This window comes from Pseudomonas juntendi (assembly GCF_009932375.1).
In the GTDB taxonomy this organism is placed as follows: domain Bacteria; phylum Pseudomonadota; class Gammaproteobacteria; order Pseudomonadales; family Pseudomonadaceae; genus Aquipseudomonas; species Aquipseudomonas juntendi.
The window spans coordinates 1-17,556 of sequence record NZ_BLJG01000031.1 but is presented as its reverse complement, the minus strand read 5'-3'; the positions used below and the strand labels follow the sequence as shown (position 1 = coordinate 17,556).

Genomic DNA, 17,556 nt, shown 5'->3' with positions numbered 1-17,556 from the left:
AAATCAGGTTTTTGCAAGCCCTGTACGCATAGCCGGCGGGGCGTAGCTCAGTGGGACGGTTCCGGGTCGCGCTTGCGCTTGTTGCCCATGCGCACGCCAATGTCCATCAGGAACTGGAAGAAGCCTTCCTGATCTTCCAGCACATTGCTCCAGAACGGTGAGTGGTACAGCGCAACGGCGCCATGCACCAGTGCCCAGGCGGCGCAGTAATGGAAGTAAGGAGGCACGTCTTCGAGCTTGCCTTCGCTGATGCGGCCCTTGATCAGCTGGGTGAGGCGGTCGAAGTTGGAAGCGCGGATGCTGTGCAACTGTTCGACCATTTCCGGCACCTGATTGCCCTTGACCACCTTTTCTTCCAGGCGGTCGAACAGCCGGTAACGCTGAGGGTCACGCATGCGGAATTCGAAATAGGCACGCGACAGGGCCTCTTTGTCACGGTCGACGTCGGCCGAGTGCAGCAACCCGTTCAGGTCGCGCTCGTAGTCAAGCATCAGGCGCAGGTAGATTTCGGCCTTGGACTTGAAGTGCTTGTAGATCGTGCCTTTGCCGATGCCCACGGCGTCGGCGATCATCTCGACGGTGACGCTGTCTTCACCTTGCTCGAGAAACAGCTTGAGCGCGGTATCGAGGATTTCCTGTTCGCGACGGCGAAACTCACGGACCTTACGAGGTTCTTTCTGCATGGGAAGGACTGGATGACAATCGAAGCGGTTTATTATGCCTAACTTGCGGGAAATTGCACGGATCTTCCGAGCATGGCTGTGTTTCAGAATGCTCTCGACCATACGCTGCGGGAGGAACCAGACGCGGCCGTATTCCAAATCTGTTTAAAAAACGACCAATAGCCACTGGCAGGCCGCCAAACCTGGCCAATACTAGAAGTGTTGGCGCGGCGCATCCCCCCTAGCGGCGCGCCGATAAAGGTGCTCAGGGACCGCGTACCTTTGTTTTACTCCTAATGGTCTTAACCCGGATTCCTCCCCCAGAACCCGGGTTTTTTTTGGGTGTTTGCGGCGGATATGCGTTGGAGGTGGGGTTTTGGGGATGGTATGAGGGGCGCAAGTGTTCGATCTCACAGGCGCTGAATTTGTTGTGGTAGGCACCTCATGGCCCTCACACAACCTTCAACGCCAATGAATCAACCCACCCGCGCCAACGGAAACAACCGCTTGAAGTTAGCCGTTGTCTGCTCAGCCAATTGCCCATAACTGGCCCCGCGCAGCGAAGCCACATACTCCGCCACTTCCCGTACATATTGCGGCAGGTTCGGCTTGCCGCGATACGGAATTGGCGCCAGGTACGGCGAATCGGTCTCTACCAACAAACGGTCGACCGGCACTTGCCGCGCCACCTCCCGCAGGGCATCGGCATTGCGGAAGGTAACGATGCCAGACAGCGATATGTAATAGCCCAGGTCCAGCGCCGCCTTGGCCATGTCCCAGTCTTCGGTAAAGCAGTGCAGCACGCCAGCCTGCGGCAGATTGGCCTCGCGCAGCAGTGCCAGGGTATCGGCACGCGCCGCCCGGGTATGCACGATCACTGGCTTGCCGGTCTGCCGCGAAGCCTCCAGGTGCAGGCGGAACGAGGCCTGCTGCAATTCAGCGGCTTCTGGCTCGTAGTGGTAATCCAGCCCGGTTTCGCCAATGGCCACCACATGCGGGTGGGCCAGTTCGCGCAGTAGCCATTCCAGCGCCGGGGTTTCGCCCGGCGCCAGGTCCAGCGGGTGTACACCGACCGAGCAGTCGACATCCGCGTACTGCTCGCTCAACGCCTTTACCGCGCCGGCGTTTTCGGCACTGACGCCGATGCACAGGAAATGCCCCACACCGCGATCACGCGCCGCCTGCAGCGCAGCATCGAGCGAGCCCTGATGGGCACTGAGGTCAAGACGGTCAAGGTGGCAATGGGAGTCTACGAGCATGGGATAGCGGCACACATGGAAAATGGGAAATCAGCGGGCGCCCGGCAGTTGCAGCCAATGAGCCAGCAGCGATTCGAGCAACAGGGTTTGATTGAGGTTGGCCTTACCCAGCACCTTCTGGCGCTGTTCGAGGATCCACGCCTGCACCTCCAGCACCTTGGCCTGGCGGCTTTTCTGCGCCAGGTACTGCACCACCTTGCGCATATCGGCCAAGCCTAACCCCTCCTCGTCCTGGGTCAACTGGTAGCGCAGAATGAGGTGCGCCCATTCGCAGAACCAGTCGAATACCCTCAACATCGGCACAGCCTTCCAGGCTTCAGCCAGCTGGCTGGGCGATTGCTGTTGCTTGAGCAACTTCTTCACCCCGTCAGTAACCAGCGCACGCTGCTCACGCACACCCTGCGCCTGCAGGCTGATCGCCATCAGCGGCGAGCCGGCGGCCAAACTCAGCAATTCGTCGCGCTCGGCCTCGTCCATATCAGGCAACGCCGCGGCCAACCAGGCCTGGCTCTGGGCCAGGTTTGGCTGGGGGCAGGCTACCTGCTGACAACGGCTCTTGATGGTCGGCAGCAGCCGGCTGGGCTGGTGCGTGACCAGCAGCAACACGGTGTCGCCGGAAGGCTCCTCAAGGCTTTTCAACAGTGCGTTGGAAGCATTGACGTTCATGGCTTCGACCGGCTCGATCAACACCACCTTGCGCCCACCCAACTGCGCCGTCTGCACCACGAAGGCCACCAGCTCACGGACCTGGTCGACCTTGATCGGCTTATCGGCCTCTTCGGGCTCAAGGATGTAGTTGTCAGGGTGGCTACCGGCCTTCAGCAGCAGGCAGGACTTGCAGGTGCCGCAGGCATCCAGGCCTTGCGGCTGCTGGCACAACAGGCGGGCCATCAGGCGCTCGGCCATGGCCCGCTTGCCAATGCCCTGCGGCCCGTGCAGCAGGTAGGCATGGGCATGCTGACCGCGCCCGGCCAATTGCTGCCAGAGCGCCTGCTGCCATGGGTAGGCCTCAGCCACGGCAACGCTCCACGATGGCCGGCAACAGCGCATCGATAGCACGCTGCACGGCCGCGAGCGGCTGTGCGGCATCCAGCAGGCTGTAACGCTGCGGTTCGCGCTGGGCGCGCTGCAGGTAGGCCTGGCGCACAGCCTGGAAAAACGCCTGGCCTTCCTGCTCGAAGCGGTCGAGGCGACCGCGCGCAGCGGCACGGGCCAAACCGACTTCGACCGGCAGGTCGAACACCAGGGTCAGCTGCGGGCGAAGGTCGCCCTGGACGAATTGCTCCAGGGTGGCGATACGCTCGACCGACAGGCCGCGGCCGCCGCCCTGGTAGGCATACGTGGCATCGGTAAACCGGTCGCACAACACCACAGCGCCACGGGCCAGCGCCGGGCGGATCACCTGGGCCAGGTGCTGGGCGCGGGCAGCGAACACCAGCAGCAGTTCGGTGTCGGCTGCCATGGGTTCATCGCTGGGGGCCAGTAGCAGCTCACGCACCTTCTCGGCCAGCGGCGTGCCACCTGGCTCACGGGTCAGCACCACATCCAGGCCATGCTCGCGCAAGCGCGCCGCCAGGTAGTCGCGGTTGGTGCTTTTGCCCGCGCCTTCGGGGCCTTCCAAAGTAATAAACAAGCCGCTCACAGGCAGTCCTTAATCTTGTTCGTCAGGCGTTGCCGGCTCGGCCGCCTGGGCATCACCGGCGGGAGCGGCCGGCGCCGGCTGCGCAGCTGGCTCATCGGGTACCGGCTGCTCTTCGCCGGCGGCTGGCGCAGCGTCGTCGGCGCCCGGCTTTGCCGGCTGCTGCGGCGCGGGGCTGGAGCGATAGTCTGCCCGCCGCTTGAGCTGAAACTCCCGCACCGCCGAGTTGTGATCGTTGAGGTCGTCGGAGAACACATGGCTGCCGTCGCCACGGGCGACGAAGTACAGGCTGGTGCCATCGGCCGGGTTAAGCGCCGCGTGAATCGCCTCGCGGCCGACCATGGCTATCGGCGTGGGCGGCAGGCCAGTGATGGTGTAGGTATTGTAGGGCGTAGGCTCACGCAGGTCGGCACGGGTGATCTTGCCGTTATAGCGCTCACCCATCCCGTAGATAACCGTCGGATCGGTCTGCAGCATCATGCCCAGGCGCAAACGCCGCACGAACACCCCGGCGATCTGCCCGCGCTCTTGGGGGATGCCGGTTTCCTTCTCCACCAGCGAAGCCATGATCAGCGCCTGGTAGGGATCGCGGTACGGCAGGTCGGTGGCGCGCTCGGCCCATTCCTTGGCCAGCACTTCTTCCAGGCGCATGTAGGCCTGCTGCAGCAATTCGACGTCGCTCATGCCGCGCACGAAGCGGTAGGTATCGGGGAAGAACCTGCCCTCAGGGAACACACCGGTATGGCCGAGTTTGTCCATGACCTCGGCGTCCGACAGGCCATCCAGGGTGTGCTTGAGCTTTTCATGCTTGGCCACGGCCGCGCGCAGCTGGCGGAAAGTCCAGCCCTCGACCAGGGTCAGGTTGTATTGCACCACGTCGCCCCGGCGCCAGGCGTCGAACAGTTGCTCGACGGTCATGCCAGGGGTGAGGCGGTATTCGCCGGTGTGCAGCGGGGTACCGGCCATGTTGAAACGCCAGTACAGGCGCAACCAGACGGCGTCGTCGAGCAGCCCTTCGGTTTGCATGCGGTAGAACATGCGGTTGGGGGTGGTGCCATTGGGCACGTCGAGCAGGCGTTCCTGCGTGACATGCAGTGGCTGCTCCAGGACCGAGTTGATTTTCCAGGCCGACCAGCCTAGCGCCAGACCGGCGAGGATCAGACCCATTTCCAGCAGCAGCAGGAATTTACGTCTCACGAATTCAGGTTTCCAGTAACGTACGGGCAACGGCCTGCAGTTTTCGGGTAAGCGGGCCCGGCGACCAGTTTAACGCGGCAAGCCCGCGCACGGGCCACACGCCATAGACGCTGTTGCAAACAAATACTTCATCGGCCTGCTCCAGCGCACCATACGGCAGGTCGCAGACGTTGGCCGTAATACCCTGCAAGCGCGCCTGTTCGAGCAAGGCACCGCGCATGACCCCGGCCACGCCACAACGGCTGAGGTCGGCAGTAAAAAGCACGCCGTCGCGCACCAGGAACAGATTGCTGTATACCCCTTCGATCACCCGGCCTTGCCCGTCACACATCAGGCCCTCGGCATGGTCACTGTCCTGCCATTCGGCACGGGCCAGCACCTGCTCAAGGCGGTTGAGGTGTTTGAGCCCGGCCAGCAACGGTTGTTCCCCAAGCCGTGTCTGGCAGGGGAACAAGCGTACGCCCTGCTCGGCATGGGCAACAGGATAGCTGGGTAATGGGCCGCCCTGCAGGATACGCCGGGGCACGGCATCGGCAACCGGCGCGTAACCACGCTGGCTGTCGCCACGGGTGAGGATGAGTTTGGCTACCCCGTCGCCGAGCTGGCCGGCGTAGCGCAGCAATTCCTCACGCACCTGCGCCAGGTCGGCGCCAATCGCCAGCCGCTGGCAACCCAGCGCCAGGCGAGCGAGATGGCCATCCAGAAGGCTGGGCCGGCCATGCCGAACGGCGATGGTTTCGAAAAGACCATCGCCGTAAGCCAGCCCGCGGTTCTGCAGATTGAGCGCAGTCGCGGGCTGGCCGTCGATCCAGCTGAGCATCAACCGGCGAACCGGCGGAACACCAGCGAGCCGTTGGTGCCACCAAAGCCGAACGAGTTCGACAACACCACATCGATCGGCATGCTGCGCGCCTGGTGCGGCACGAAGTCCAGGTCGCAACCCTCGTCCGGTTCGTCCAGGTTAATGGTCGGGGGCGCCATCTGGCTGTTGATCGCCAGCACACTGAAGATCGCTTCTACCGCGCCAGCCGCCCCCAGCAGGTGGCCGGTCATCGACTTGGTCGAGCTGACTGCCAGCTTGTAGGCGTGGTCGCCGAATACGCGCTTGATCGCCGCCACCTCGGCAATGTCGCCCGCGGGGGTCGAAGTGCCATGGGCGTTGATGTAGCTCACGTGTTCCGGCTGGATGCCAGCATCGCGCAGGGCGTTGGCCATGCAGCGCGCAGCGCCTTCACCGGAGTCTGGTGGCGAGGTCATGTGATAGGCGTCGCCGCTCATGCCAAAACCGATCAACTCGGCATAGATGGTCGCCCCACGGGCCTGGGCATGCTCCAGTTCTTCGAGCACCAAGGCACCGGCACCGTCGGACAGCACGAAACCGTCGCGGCCTTTGTCCCATGGGCGGCTGGCGCGGGCAGGCTCGTCGTTGCGGGTGGACAGCGCGCGCGAAGCACCGAAGCCACCCATGCCCAGCCCGCAAGCGGCCATTTCGGCGCCGCCGGCAATCATTACGTCGGCTTCACCGTAGGCGATATTGCGCGCGGCCATGCCGATGCAATGGGTGCCGGTGGTGCAGGCCGTGGCAATGGCGTAGTTGGGGCCCTGCAGGCCCAGGTGGATCGACAGGAAACCCGAGATCATGTTGATGATCGAGCCCGGCACGAAGAATGGCGAAATGCGACGCGGCCCCGAGTCATGCAGGGTGCGGCTGGTTTCTTCGATGTTGGTCAGGCCACCGATCCCCGACCCCATGGCCACGCCGATGCGCTCGCGGTTGGCGTCGGTGACTTCCAGGCCGGCATTACGCACCGCCTGGAACCCGGCCGCCAGGCCGTACTGGATGAACAGGTCGAGTTTGCGGGCCTCTTTGGCCGACAGGTACTGCTCCACCTCGAAGCCTTTCACCGAGCCGCCAAAACGGGTGGAGTAGGCAGACAGGTCCGTGTGTTCGATCGGACCGATGCCACTGCGGCCAGCCAGAATGCCCTGCCAGGTGCTCGGTACATCGGTACCCAGTGGCGACAGCATACCCATACCGGTGACCACGACGCGTCTACGCGACACAGTACTCTCCTTTTCTAATAACAGAGTCTCTTGGCATTGCATTCAAGCGCTGGAATGAAATGGCAACAGGCTCTTGGTGCGCGGTGAACGAGGCGGCCTGGACAATACGCGGCGCTCGCAAAGAAAAAACCGCACGCCAGCGAAGGCAGTGCGGTTTTCCCCGACAAGTAGCGTCGACGGTAACGTCTTAAGCCTGGTGGTTCTTGACGTAGTCGATAGCAGCTTGAACGGTAGTGATCTTCTCGGCTTCTTCGTCAGGGATTTCGGTCTCGAATTCCTCTTCCAGAGCCATCACCAGTTCAACGGTGTCAAGCGAATCGGCACCCAGGTCATCCACGAAGGACTTCTCAGCAGTCACTTCTTCTGCCTTGACGCCCAGTTGCTCGGCGACGATATTCTTGACGCGTTCTTCGATGGTGCTCATACCTAGTTTTCACTCCTAATGGATATATGCAGGCAGCTGGCCGGTGGCTAATTTTATAGAAAGACGTTCGCTTTTCAAGCTGAACCTGCCTTCAGGCTAGTCACCGCACCCGCTGTCTGGAATCTGATTGCAGCTTTATAACGGATTTTAGGCTCGCAGTATGACTCTTTTTTTACGAAATCCGTCACATTGAGTTGCAGGGTTACATGTACATCCCGCCGTTGACCGGCACGGTTGCACCGGTTACATAGGCTGCACCGTCCGAAGCCAGGAACGAAACCACCTTGGCAATTTCGTCGGCCTGCCCCAGGCGGCCCAGTGGAATCTGGGTTTGCAGGGCTTCGCGCTGCGCTTCAGGCAGTTCGCGGGTCATGTCGGTATCGATGAAACCAGGGGTCACCGAGTTGACGGTAATGCCACGCGAACCGACTTCACGCGCCAGGGCGCGGCTGAAGCCTTCCAGCCCGGCCTTGGCAGCCGCATAGTTGGCCTGGCCAGCGTTACCCATGGCACCGACGACCGAGCCGATGCTGATGATACGACCCCAACGGGCCTTGGTCATGCCACGCAGCACGCCCTTGGACAGACGGTAGAGGCTGTTCAGGTTGGTGTCGATCACGTCGAACCATTCGTCGTCTTTCATGCGCAGCATGAGGTTGTCCCGGGTGATGCCGGCGTTGTTGACCAGAATGGCCGGGGCGCCGAACTGCTCGCCAATGGCAGCCAGTACCGCGTCAACCGACTCGGCGCTGGTCACGTTCAGTTCCATGCCGGTGCCGGTGATACCGTGCTCTTTCAGGGTGGTGGCGATACGCTCGGCGCCGGAGGCCGAAGTGGCGGTACCAATCACGGTTGCGCCCTGGCGGCCCAGTTCCAGGGCGATGGCCTGGCCAATGCCACGGCTGGCGCCAGTGACCAGTGCAACTTTACCTTGCAGGCTCATGCAAGCTTCTCCAAATCAGGCCAGTGCCGCGCGGGTGGCGGCAACGGCGTCAGGGGTATTGAGGTTGTAAGTGGTCACGCCATCGGCGCAACGCTTGTTCAGGCCAGCCAGGACTTTGCCCGGGCCGCACTCGACCAGATTGACTGCACCATTGGCCGCCAGGGCCTGCACGCACTCAACCCAGCGTACCGGCTGGTACAGCTGCGCCAGCAGGTCCTGCTTGAGGGCATCGAGGTCGGCCGCGATGGCGGCGGTGACGTTCTGCACCACCGGGATCTGCGGGGCCTTCCACTCGATGGCGTTGACCGCATCGGCAAAGCGCTCGGCAGCCGGCTTCATCAGGGCGCAGTGCGAAGGCACGCTGACGGCCAGCGGCAGGGCGCGCTTGGCGCCTTTGGCCTTGCACAGCTCCATGGCGCGGTCGACCGCCGCCTTGTTGCCGGCGATGACCACCTGCCCTGGCGAGTTGAAGTTGACGGCACTGACCACTTCATCTTCAGCCGCTTCGGCGCACAGCTCCACGACCACAGCGTCGTCGAGGCCGAGGATGGCGGCCATGGCCCCGTGCCCGGCAGGTACCGCTTCCTGCATTAGCTGGCCACGGCGCTCGACCAGGCGCACAGCGTCTTTCAGGCTGATGCTGCCGGCAGCGACCAAGGCGCTGTATTCACCCAGGCTATGACCGGACACGAAAGCTGGCGTGGCACCGCCCTCTTCCAGCCACAGACGCCACAGCGCGATGGACGCGGCGAGGATCGCCGGCTGCGTCTTGTCAGTCTGGTTGAGTTGCTCTTCCGGACCTTCCTGAACCAGCTTCCACAGGTCGTAACCGAGAGCTTCAGAAGCTTCCTTGAAGGTTTCGATGATCACTGGCTTCTCGGCGCCGAGCTCGGCGAGCATGCCCAGCGACTGGGAACCTTGACCGGGAAAGACGAATGCGAGAGATGCAGACATTGAACAAGCCCTTATGATCTTGTCGTCGGATAGGGTACGCCAGGCCTTGGGCCAGGCGCGGAATCTGAAAGCTTGGATGAAGACGCAGACCAAGCGGTCACATTTAAGCACTTCATCGGGGATATGCCTAAGGTCTTTGTTTGCCTGCCCGGGCCCCGTCGCAGGCTAAAGCAGCAGGTCCTCCAAACGCCCGTGCAAACGCTGCGGCAGATTCTCCTGAATCTCGATCAACGCCCGCTGGATGGCACTCTGGAACCCCTGAACGCCCGCAGAGCCATGGCTCTTGATGACGATACCCTGCAAACCCAGGAAACTCGCGCCATTGTGCCGCGCCGGCGCCAGGTCGGCCTGCAGGCGCTTGAGCAGGGGCATGGCCACGGCTCCAGCGGCCCGCGCCAGCAACCCGCCCTTGAACAATTGCTCGATCCGCGCACCGATCATGGTGGCCAGGCCCTCGCTGGACTTGAGCAGAATATTGCCAACGAAGCCGTCGCACACCACCACATCCGCCTCGCCACGGTAGAGCCCGTCACCTTCGACAAAGCCCACATAGTTGAGCCCGCGGGCATTGTGCAACAGGCTTGCCGCCAACTTGACCTGCTGGTTGCCCTTGATGTCCTCGGTACCGATGTTCAGCAACGCCACCCGCGGGCGGTGAACACCCAGGGCCTGGGCGGCCACCGACCCCATCACGGCGAACTGGTACAGGTTTTCGGCACTGCAATCGACATTGGCGCCCAGGTCGAGCAACTGGCAGTAACCGGCCTGGGTCGGGATCGCCGCCACCATGGCCGGGCGGTCGATACCCGGCAGGGTCTTGAGCACGAAGCGTGACAATGCCATCAGCGCGCCAGTGTTGCCGGCACTGACGCAGGCCTGGGCCTTGCCATCACGCACCAGTTCCAGGGCGATGCGCATGGACGAGTCCGGCTTGCCACGCAGCACTTGGGATGGCCGCTCGTCCATGCCGACCACTTCACTGGCGGCGACGATTTGCAGGCGCGCGCGATCCGCAGCCGCAAGGCCGCTGACAAGATCTTCCAGGAGGGAGGGTTGACCGACGAGGGTCAGGTGCAACGAGGGGGTAGCGGAAAGGCAGGCAATGCTAGCCTGAACAATGCTGCGGGGACCGAAGTCCCCGCCCATTGCGTCGATCGCGATGACCTGAGCGGACAAGGATTACTCGTCAGCGCCCTTGTCGACCACTTTGCGACCACGGTATACGCCTTCTGGCGAAACGTGGTGGCGCAGGTGGACTTCACCGGTGGACTTGTCTACCGACAGCGCGTTTTCCGACAGAGCGTCGTGCGAACGGCGCATGTCACGGGCAGAGCGGGATTTTTTGTTCTGCTGAACAGCCATAATTGATTAACTCCTAAACGTTTGGGTCACGCTTTAACTGCGCCAAAACACTGAACGGGTTGGACCGCGATACCTCGTCCTTGCTCGATTCGGGCTCGTCTGCGCCCGCCGGCTGCTGGCATTCTTCCGGATGATGAGCAGGCACGATTGGCAGGGCGAGCAGAAGCTCCTCCTCGATCAATGCCTGCAGATCCAAAGGATCTTCGCCCAGTTCCAGCACGTCATAGCCTTTCGGCAACGACTGGGTATTCGCACCCTCCTTCACCACAGCGTAAGTGCATTCGCTATGGATCGGCAGGGTGACCAGCTCAAGACAACGCTGGCAAACCATTTTGACTTCGACGTCCAGCTCGCTGTGGATAACCACCACGTGCTGTTCATCTCGTTCAAAATCGAACTTCGCCTGCACCGTACCGACATTGTCGGAAAGCGGGTCGCAGAGTCTTTCCAAATCAGCGAGCTGCAGCGAACCGTTAAGGGTTACGCCACGATCGGCTAATTTGCGCGGGTCAACGTGAGGTGGAATCGGGTCATTCAACATAGGCGCAGCATAATAGGGATGCCCCCCGCCCCTGTCAAAGGAAATTAGGCGGCATCGTGCGTGATAGAATTTGTTCAACTGAATCAGGAGTCTACCATGCTTCCTCTGTTACTGGCTTCCAGCTCTGCCTATCGCCGCGAACTGCTCGCCCGCCTGCAGCTGCCTTTCACCTGGGCAAGCCCCGACATAGACGAGCAGCGCCACGCCGGCGAGCCAGCACCAGAACTGGTGCAGCGCCTGGCCAGGCAGAAGGCCGAGGCGCTGGCGGGCAACCACCCCGGGCACCTGATCATCGGCTCGGACCAGGTGGCGGTGCTGGGCGAACAGGTGCTGGGCAAGCCGCAGACCTTCGAGCGCGCGTGCGAACAACTGCTGGCGTGCAGCGGGCAGCAGGTGTGCTTCCTGACCGGGCTGGCACTGCTTAACAGCGCCACCGGCCAATGCCAGGTCGATTGCATAGCGTTTACCGTGACCTTGCGCGAACTGAGCCGCGAGCAGGTGGAGCGCTATGTCGCGGCGGAGCAGCCGCTGGACTGCGCTGGCAGCTTCAAGGCGGAGGGGTTGGGGGTGAGTTTGTTTCAGAGCACCCATGGCTGCGACGCCACCAGCCTGATCGGGCTACCGTTGATTCGGCTGGTGGACATGCTGACCAAGGAAGGGGTGGTGATTCCTTGAGGGCCTGGGGCCGCTTTGCGGCCCATCGCCGGCAAGCCGGCTCCCACGGGTACTGCACAAGTTTTGAGAACTGTGGGATGCCTGTGGGAGCCGGCTTGCCGGCGATGGGGCCAGAACAGGCAATCAGCGCAGCTGTGGCCCCTGGAAGCCCATCCACATGGCCAGGTGCTCAGCCACACTGGCCCCGACCCGCTTGGAGAAGCGGTCAAACGGCGATTCCTGCACGGTGAAGTCCACCAACTCCTTCTCACCCACGATCTCACGCGCCACATAACTGGCACTGCCCAGCCCATCCACCAGCCCCAGCGCCTTGGCTTGCTCACCCGACCACACCAGGCCACTGAACAGCTCCGGGTGCTCCTTGTCTTTCAGGCGCTCGCCGCGGCCCTGCTTGACCATGGCGATGAACTGGTTGTGCGTGGTGTCCAGCACCCCTTGCCAGAACCGCGTCTCCTCGGGCTTTTCCGGCGAGAACGGGTCAAGGAACGCCTTGTGCTCACCCGAGGTGTAGGCGCGGCGCTCGACACCCAGCTTTTCCATGGTGCCGACGAAGCCGTAGCCGGCCGCCGTTACCCCGATGGACCCGACCAGGCTGGCCTTGTCGGCGTAGATCTCGTCTGCGGCACTGGCAATGTAGTAGGCACCGGACGCTCCCAGGTCGGCGATTACCGCGTACAGCTTGATGGCCGGGTATTCGGCACGCAGGCGGCGGATTTCGTCGTACACGTAACCGGCCTGCACCGGGCTGCCACCCGGGCTGTTGATGCGCATTACCACAGCTTTGGTCTTGCTGTCTTTGAAGGCCTCACGCAGGCTCTTCACGATATTGTCTGCGCTGGCCGCCTCCTGGTCGGCAATCACGCCACGCACCTCGACCAGTGCGGTATGGCTGGCACCGCGCGAGGCCGCCTTGTCCATATCCATCAGCGGCGAGAACAGCGCCAGGATGCCGAACAGGTAAACGAAGGTCAGCAGCTTGAAAAAAATACCCCAGCGCCGTGAGCGGCGCTGCTCCTGCACACTGGCCAACAGGGTCTTTTCCAGCAGTTGCCAGCTCTTGCGCTCTTCGCGCTCCCCGGGCTCGGCCTCGGGGGCTTTCCATTCGTCTGCCATGCTCACCTACCTTGGAAGTGGAATTGCGGCCCCAGCCAACCACTCGCGCAGCTGGGAAAAATGCTCGATACACACCTGCGGGCCGAACTCGGCCAGCGCCTGTAGCGACATGGCACCATAGCCCACGGCCACCGAATGCATGCCGGCATTGCTGGCCATTTGCAGGTCGAATGCCGAATCTCCGACCATCAGCGCACGCTGCGGTTCTACACCACAATGGCCGAGAATTTCCTCGAGCATCAGCGGGTGTGGCTTGCCACGGGTTTCATCAGCGGCGCGGGTAATGTCGAAAAACGCCTGCCAGCCGTTGGCCTTGAGGACCCGATCGAGGCCGCGACGGGCCTTGCCGGTGGCCACCGCCAGGCGGTAACCCTCGGCGCGGAAGGCGTCCAGCGACTCGCTCACCCCCTCGAACAGCGGCGAAGGCTGCTGATCCAGGGCGGTGTAGATATCAGCGTAGTGCTGACGGAAGCTTTCGACCTGAACGGGCTCCAGGTGCGGGTACAGGGTATGGATGGCCTCGTCCAGGGCCAGGCCGATGATGCCCTTGATCGCATCATCACTGCGTTGCGCCTCACCGGCACGCACGGCAGCCGCGTTCATGGACTCGACGATGCGCCCGATGGAGTCGGCCAGCGTGCCGTCCCAGTCGAAGATCAGCAGTTCATAAGCTTTTTTCATAGGTCACGGCGCACTCAGCCGCTCCACCGTCTTGGCCCAGACTTCGTCCACCGGCGCTTCAAGCTTGAGCTCGCCACCGTCCGGCAGCGGCACGGTCAGCGCGTAGGCGTGCAGGAACAGGCGCTTGCCACCCAACTCGCGAATTTCGCGGCTGAAATCTTCGTCGCCGTATTTGTTGTCGCCGGCGATCATGTGCCCGGCATGCAGGGTATGCACGCGAATCTGGTGGGTACGCCCGGTGATCGGCCGCGCCTCGACAATGGTGGCGAAATCGCCGAAGCGACGCAGCACGCGGAACAGGGTCAGCGCCTCCTTGCCCTCATCGTTCACCTCGACCATACGCTCGCCCGAGCGCAGGTTGCTTTTGAGCAGGGGCGCGTTGACCTGTTTCTTGGCCGTGGGCCAGTGGCCCCGCACCAATGCCATGTAGCGCTTGTCCACGCCATCACCGCGCAGCGCCGCATGCAGGTGGCGCAACATGCTGCGCTTCTTGGCGATCATCAGCAGGCCGGAGGTGTCGCGGTCCAGGCGATGCACCAGCTCCAGCTCCTTGGCGTCAGGGCGCAGCTGGCGCAGCGCCTCGATCACGCCGAAGCTCAGGCCACTACCGCCATGCACGGCGATGCCGGCCGGCTTGTTCATCACGATCAGCGCCTTGTCTTCATAGACGATGGCCGCCTCCAGGCGCTGCAATAGCCCCTGGGCGACCGGTGCCGGCTCGTCGCGCTCCGGCAGGCGGACGGGCGGCACCCGCACGATATCGCCGGCCTGGATCTTGTACTCGGGTTTCACGCGGCCCTTGTTGACCCGCACCTCACCCTTGCGCAGGATGCGGTAGACCAGCGTCTTGGGCACGCCCTTGAGCGCCGTGATGAGGAAATTGTCGATGCGTTGGCCGGCAAGCTCCGGCGCGACTTCGATCAGCTGTACGCCGGAAGTCGGAGGGGTATTGGTCGTCATGGCGGGAATCATAACAATTTTTTATGGAATTGAAGCACTTAATCATTGCTGCTATAGTCGCGAACGCCGCCAAAAGTGGCAGGCCAGCAAAACCAGGCCCTGGGCCGGTTGCTGACCTACGCAATTCTCCAGGACGCGAGGCCGTCCTACGGGGTTTTCGCCAGTTTACCGAATTGCCTGGAATCGCCACCAGCGCTGTGTAGAGAAGACCGAAAAAAAACGACAAGTGTGGTTGTTCACCTGCTTACCCGATTCTTTTCGTTGTAGCTCTGCCCGCCCCCGTCGCTTCCACGCAACGCAAGGCGAATGCTCCGGAAACAACAGCCTTGGACATGTAATGGCGTCAGCTTCCCATTCGAAGCTGGCGAAAAATGCAACCCGTTGCGGATTCAGCGCGCGGCAGCACCCGAATTATCAGGGATACGTGCAGGGTGGAGATGCACAGCCCTCGGACCGTGTAGCACCGCGTCCGGCCAGCAGCCGATTGAAGGCTGGTGAGCGGATAAGGTCCTGAACAGATGCCCCCGGGCGTCCACGGCTGACGGTTGATTCCTCCTCCTGACTGAGTGCACAAGGCCCGCTTGGTTGATTCGGATACCCATTCGAAGCCACCGGGGCCTTGTTGGCACCGCAGCAAACAGGACGCGTCGTCGCGACAACGGCAGGCTGGGCAACCGGCTGGTGCCGAACGTTGCTCGACACGGGGGTGGCCCGGCCACCCTTTGCGCACCTTGGCACCGACCATGAGACGTCGTGTGTGCCGAACGCCGTTTCCGGCAGCCCGGAAACCGACGGTACAACATGAAAAGAATGCTGATTAACGCAACTCAACCCGAAGAGTTGCGTGTAGCCCTGGTGGACGGCCAACGTCTCTACGACCTGGACATCGAGTCCGGCGCGCGTGAGCAGAAAAAGGCCAACATCTACAAAGGCAAGATCACCCGCATCGAACCCAGCCTCGAAGCCGCCTTCGTCGACTTCGGTTCCGAACGTCACGGCTTCCTGCCGCTGAAAGAAATCTCCCGCGAATACTTCAAGAAAACCCCGGAAGGCCGGGTGAACATCAAGGAAGTGCTCAGCGAAGGCCAGGAAGTCATCGTTCAGGTCGAGAAGGAAGAGCGTGGCAACAAAGGTGCCGCCCTCACCACCTTCATCAGCCTGGCCGGCCGCTACCTGGTACTGATGCCCAACAACCCGCGCGCCGGTGGCATCTCGCGCCGCATCGAAGGCGAAGAGCGCAACGAACTGCGCGAAGCCTTGAACGGCCTGACCGTACCGGGCGACATGGGCCTGATCGTGCGCACTGCCGGCCTGGGCCGCAGCAGCGAAGAAATGCAGTGGGACCTGGACTACCTGCTGCAATTGTGGACCGCCATCAAGGAAGCGTCCCTGGACCGCGCCGCGCCGTTCCTGATCTACCAGGAAAGCAACGTCATCATCCGCGCCATCCGCGACTACCTGCGCCAGGACATCGGCGAAGTATTGATCGACAGCATCGACGCCCAGGAAGAAGCCCTGACCTTCATCCGCCAGGTGATGCCGCAGTACGCCAGCAAGGTCAAGCTCTACGAAGACAGCGTGCCGCTGTTCAACCGCTTCCAGATCGAAAGCCAGATCGAAACCGCCTTCCAGCGCGTGGTCGACCTGCCGTCCGGTGGCTCGATCGTGATCGACCCGACCGAAGCCCTGGTGTCCATCGACATCAACTCGGCGCGCGCCACCAAAGGCAGCGACATCGAAGAAACCGCCCTGCAGACCAACCTGGAAGCGGCCGAGGAAATCGCCCGCCAGTTGCGCCTGCGTGACATCGGCGGCCTGATCGTCATCGACTTCATCGACATGACCCCGGCCAAGAACCAGCGCGCCGTCGAAGAGCGCGTGCGTGAGTGCCTGGAAGCCGACCGCGCCCGCGTGCAGGTTGGCCGCATCTCGCGCTTTGGCCTGCTGGAAATGTCCCGTCAGCGCCTGCGCCCATCGCTGGGTGAAAGCAGCGGCATCGTCTGCCCACGCTGCTCCGGCACCGGCATCATCCGTGACGTCGAGTCGCTGTCGCTGGCCATCTTGCGCCTGATCGAAGAAGAAGCCCTGAAAGACCGCACCGCCGAAGTGCGTGCCCAGGTGCCAATCCCGGTAGCAGCGTTCCTGCTCAACGAAAAGCGTAATTCCATCACCAAGATCGAGCTGCGCACCCGTGCGCGCATCATCATCCTGCCGAACGATCACCTGGAAACCCCGCACTTCGAAGTCCAGCGCCTGCGCGACGACAACCCGGAAGTGCTGAACAACCAGTCCAGCTACGAAATCGCCGCCAGCGAAACCGAAGAAGCACCACAACCGACTGCCACCCGTACCCTGGTTCGCCAGGAAGCGGCCGTGAAAACCGCCCCGGCCCGCGCCAATGCACCGGTACCGGCCGCCGCCGAAGAGCAGCAGCCTGCACCGGCCGCCGCCGCCGCGCCGAGCGCGCCGGAGCCAAGCCTGTTCAAGGGCCTGGTCAAGTCGCTGGTCAGCCTGTTCGCCGGCAAGGACGAGCCTGCCGCTGCCCCGGTCGCCCCTGCCGCCGAGAAACCGGCCGCCGAGCGCAGCCCACGCAACGAAGAACGCCGCAACGGCCGTCAGCAAAGCCGCAACCGCAATGGCCGCCGCGACGAAGAGCGCAAACCACGTGAAGAGCGTGCCGAACGCGCACCACGCGAAGAGCGTCAGCCACGCGAGGAACGCGCTGCGCGTGAAGAACGTGCGCCACGCGAAGAGCGCGCCCCGCGTGAAGAACGTGCGCCACGTGAAGAGCGCGCACCACGCGAAGAGCGTGCACCACGTGAGGAACGCGCCCCACGCCAGCCACGCGAAGACCGCCGTGGCAACCGTGGCGAAGAGCGCGTGCGCGAACTGCGCGAGCCGCTGGATGCCACTCCGCCAGCCGAGCGTGAAGAGCGCCAGCCGCGTGAAGAGCGCGTAGCCCGTGAAGAGCGTGCACCGCGTGAAGAACGCGCCCCGCGTGAAGAGCGTGCTCCACGTGAAGAACGTGCCCCGCGCGAAGAGCGCGCTCCACGTGAAGAACGTGCCCCGCGTGAAGAGCGTG

Annotated in this window: 18 protein-coding genes; 2 read left to right on the top strand and 16 right to left on the bottom strand. The window is 62.9% G+C overall.

Annotated elements, in window-relative coordinates; genetic code table 11:
- Nucleotides 1-47: 47 nt before the first annotated feature.
- The 13 genes from GYA94_RS04285 to GYA94_RS04225 all read right to left on the bottom strand — a co-directional run bounded on the left by GYA94_RS04285 (nucleotide 48) and on the right by GYA94_RS04225 (nucleotide 11,045).
- The gene (locus GYA94_RS04285) at nucleotides 48-683 is read right to left on the bottom strand and encodes a TetR/AcrR family transcriptional regulator (RefSeq protein WP_009685056.1); all 636 of its coding nucleotides are present in this window, start codon (nucleotides 681-683) and stop codon (nucleotides 48-50) included.
- Between the two features lie 455 nt (nucleotides 684-1,138).
- The gene (locus tag GYA94_RS04280; protein ID WP_009685057.1) at nucleotides 1,139-1,921 is read right to left on the bottom strand and encodes a TatD family hydrolase; all 783 of its coding nucleotides are present in this window, start codon (nucleotides 1,919-1,921) and stop codon (nucleotides 1,139-1,141) included.
- Between the two features lie 30 nt (nucleotides 1,922-1,951).
- Nucleotides 1,952-2,938 carry a DNA polymerase III subunit delta' gene (locus GYA94_RS04275; RefSeq protein WP_161891855.1) on the bottom strand — a complete coding sequence of 329 codons (987 nt, stop codon included), beginning with the start codon at nucleotides 2,936-2,938 and terminating at the stop codon, nucleotides 1,952-1,954.
- The gene (gene tmk, locus GYA94_RS04270) at nucleotides 2,931-3,563 is read right to left on the bottom strand and encodes a dTMP kinase (RefSeq protein WP_110679707.1); all 633 of its coding nucleotides are present in this window, start codon (nucleotides 3,561-3,563) and stop codon (nucleotides 2,931-2,933) included. Before tmk ends, GYA94_RS04275 begins: the two co-directional genes overlap by 8 nt.
- Nucleotides 3,564-3,572: 9 nt before the next feature.
- Nucleotides 3,573-4,757: an endolytic transglycosylase MltG gene (mltG, locus tag GYA94_RS04265; protein ID WP_110679706.1), complete on the bottom strand. Its 1,185-nt coding sequence runs from the start codon at nucleotides 4,755-4,757 to the stop codon at nucleotides 3,573-3,575.
- Between the two features lie 4 nt (nucleotides 4,758-4,761).
- Complete coding sequence (gene pabC / locus GYA94_RS04260; protein WP_110679705.1) at nucleotides 4,762-5,577, bottom strand: aminodeoxychorismate lyase; 816 nt, start codon at nucleotides 5,575-5,577, stop codon at nucleotides 4,762-4,764.
- Nucleotides 5,577-6,821, bottom strand: a complete 1,245-nt coding sequence (gene fabF, locus GYA94_RS04255; protein WP_009685064.1) for a beta-ketoacyl-ACP synthase II — start codon at nucleotides 6,819-6,821, stop codon at nucleotides 5,577-5,579. The genes pabC and fabF overlap by 1 nt, the downstream gene beginning before the upstream one ends.
- 187 nt (nucleotides 6,822-7,008) lie before the next feature.
- Entirely contained in the window at nucleotides 7,009-7,245 is a 237-nt protein-coding gene (acpP, locus tag GYA94_RS04250; protein ID WP_110679704.1) for an acyl carrier protein, read from the bottom strand.
- A gap of 202 nt (nucleotides 7,246-7,447) precedes the next feature.
- Nucleotides 7,448-8,188 carry a 3-oxoacyl-ACP reductase FabG gene (fabG, locus tag GYA94_RS04245; protein WP_110679703.1) on the bottom strand — a complete coding sequence of 247 codons (741 nt, stop codon included), beginning with the start codon at nucleotides 8,186-8,188 and terminating at the stop codon, nucleotides 7,448-7,450.
- A 15-nt stretch (nucleotides 8,189-8,203) separates the two neighbouring features.
- The gene (gene fabD, locus GYA94_RS04240; protein ID WP_082414728.1) at nucleotides 8,204-9,142 is read right to left on the bottom strand and encodes an ACP S-malonyltransferase; all 939 of its coding nucleotides are present in this window, start codon (nucleotides 9,140-9,142) and stop codon (nucleotides 8,204-8,206) included.
- A 165-nt stretch (nucleotides 9,143-9,307) separates the two neighbouring features.
- Nucleotides 9,308-10,318 carry a phosphate acyltransferase PlsX gene (gene plsX, locus GYA94_RS04235; protein WP_082416259.1) on the bottom strand — a complete coding sequence of 337 codons (1,011 nt, stop codon included), beginning with the start codon at nucleotides 10,316-10,318 and terminating at the stop codon, nucleotides 9,308-9,310.
- Nucleotides 10,319-10,321: 3 nt separating this feature from the next.
- Nucleotides 10,322-10,504 (bottom strand): 50S ribosomal protein L32, encoded by a 183-nt coding sequence (rpmF, locus tag GYA94_RS04230; RefSeq protein ID WP_029887079.1) that lies wholly within the window; start codon nucleotides 10,502-10,504, stop codon nucleotides 10,322-10,324.
- A 13-nt stretch (nucleotides 10,505-10,517) separates the two neighbouring features.
- Nucleotides 10,518-11,045 carry a YceD family protein gene (locus GYA94_RS04225; protein WP_012313431.1) on the bottom strand — a complete coding sequence of 176 codons (528 nt, stop codon included), beginning with the start codon at nucleotides 11,043-11,045 and terminating at the stop codon, nucleotides 10,518-10,520.
- A 96-nt stretch (nucleotides 11,046-11,141) separates the two neighbouring features.
- Between GYA94_RS04225 and GYA94_RS04220 the strand changes: the two genes are divergently transcribed.
- Nucleotides 11,142-11,720, top strand: coding sequence for a Maf family protein (locus GYA94_RS04220; RefSeq protein WP_161891854.1), 579 nt, complete (start codon nucleotides 11,142-11,144; stop codon nucleotides 11,718-11,720).
- 123 nt (nucleotides 11,721-11,843) lie between these two features.
- Here GYA94_RS04220 and GYA94_RS04215 read toward each other — a convergent pair whose 3' ends face one another.
- The 3 genes from GYA94_RS04215 to rluC are packed head-to-tail and all read right to left on the bottom strand — an operon-like array spanning nucleotide 11,844 to nucleotide 14,474.
- Nucleotides 11,844-12,833 (bottom strand): S49 family peptidase, encoded by a 990-nt coding sequence (locus GYA94_RS04215; RefSeq protein WP_009685073.1) that lies wholly within the window; start codon nucleotides 12,831-12,833, stop codon nucleotides 11,844-11,846.
- A 6-nt stretch (nucleotides 12,834-12,839) separates the two neighbouring features.
- Entirely contained in the window at nucleotides 12,840-13,514 is a 675-nt protein-coding gene (locus GYA94_RS04210; RefSeq protein WP_054905786.1) for an HAD family hydrolase, read from the bottom strand.
- 3 nt (nucleotides 13,515-13,517) lie between these two features.
- Complete coding sequence (gene rluC, locus GYA94_RS04205) at nucleotides 13,518-14,474, bottom strand: 23S rRNA pseudouridine(955/2504/2580) synthase RluC (RefSeq protein ID WP_009685075.1); 957 nt, start codon at nucleotides 14,472-14,474, stop codon at nucleotides 13,518-13,520.
- Between the two features lie 801 nt (nucleotides 14,475-15,275).
- Here rluC and rne point away from each other — a divergent pair.
- The coding region (rne, locus tag GYA94_RS04200) for a ribonuclease E (protein WP_255326898.1) at nucleotides 15,276-17,556 on the top strand (2,281 nt) is incomplete at its 3' end.

What these genes read in the sequence shown, in the direction of transcription:
- GYA94_RS04285 (WP_009685056.1), bottom strand. Translation starts at nt 683, where the DNA reads ATGCAGAAAGAACCTCGTAAGGTCCGTGAGTTTCGCCGTCGCGAACAG.
- GYA94_RS04280 (WP_009685057.1), bottom strand. Translation starts at nt 1,921, where the DNA reads ATGCTCGTAGACTCCCATTGCCACCTTGACCGTCTTGACCTCAGTGCC.
- pabC (WP_110679705.1), bottom strand. Translation starts at nt 5,577, where the DNA reads ATGCTCAGCTGGATCGACGGCCAGCCCGCGACTGCGCTCAATCTGCAG.
- acpP (WP_110679704.1), bottom strand. Translation starts at nt 7,245, where the DNA reads ATGAGCACCATCGAAGAACGCGTCAAGAATATCGTCGCCGAGCAACTG.
- fabG (WP_110679703.1), bottom strand. Translation starts at nt 8,188, where the DNA reads ATGAGCCTGCAAGGTAAAGTTGCACTGGTCACTGGCGCCAGCCGTGGC.
- fabD (WP_082414728.1), bottom strand. Translation starts at nt 9,142, where the DNA reads ATGTCTGCATCTCTCGCATTCGTCTTTCCCGGTCAAGGTTCCCAGTCG.
- rpmF (WP_029887079.1), bottom strand. Translation starts at nt 10,504, where the DNA reads ATGGCTGTTCAGCAGAACAAAAAATCCCGCTCTGCCCGTGACATGCGC.
- GYA94_RS04225 (WP_012313431.1), bottom strand. Translation starts at nt 11,045, where the DNA reads ATGTTGAATGACCCGATTCCACCTCACGTTGACCCGCGCAAATTAGCC.
- GYA94_RS04220 (WP_161891854.1), top strand. Translation starts at nt 11,142, where the DNA reads ATGCTTCCTCTGTTACTGGCTTCCAGCTCTGCCTATCGCCGCGAACTG.
- GYA94_RS04215 (WP_009685073.1), bottom strand. Translation starts at nt 12,833, where the DNA reads ATGGCAGACGAATGGAAAGCCCCCGAGGCCGAGCCCGGGGAGCGCGAA.
- GYA94_RS04210 (WP_054905786.1), bottom strand. Translation starts at nt 13,514, where the DNA reads ATGAAAAAAGCTTATGAACTGCTGATCTTCGACTGGGACGGCACGCTG.
- rluC (WP_009685075.1), bottom strand. Translation starts at nt 14,474, where the DNA reads ATGACGACCAATACCCCTCCGACTTCCGGCGTACAGCTGATCGAAGTC.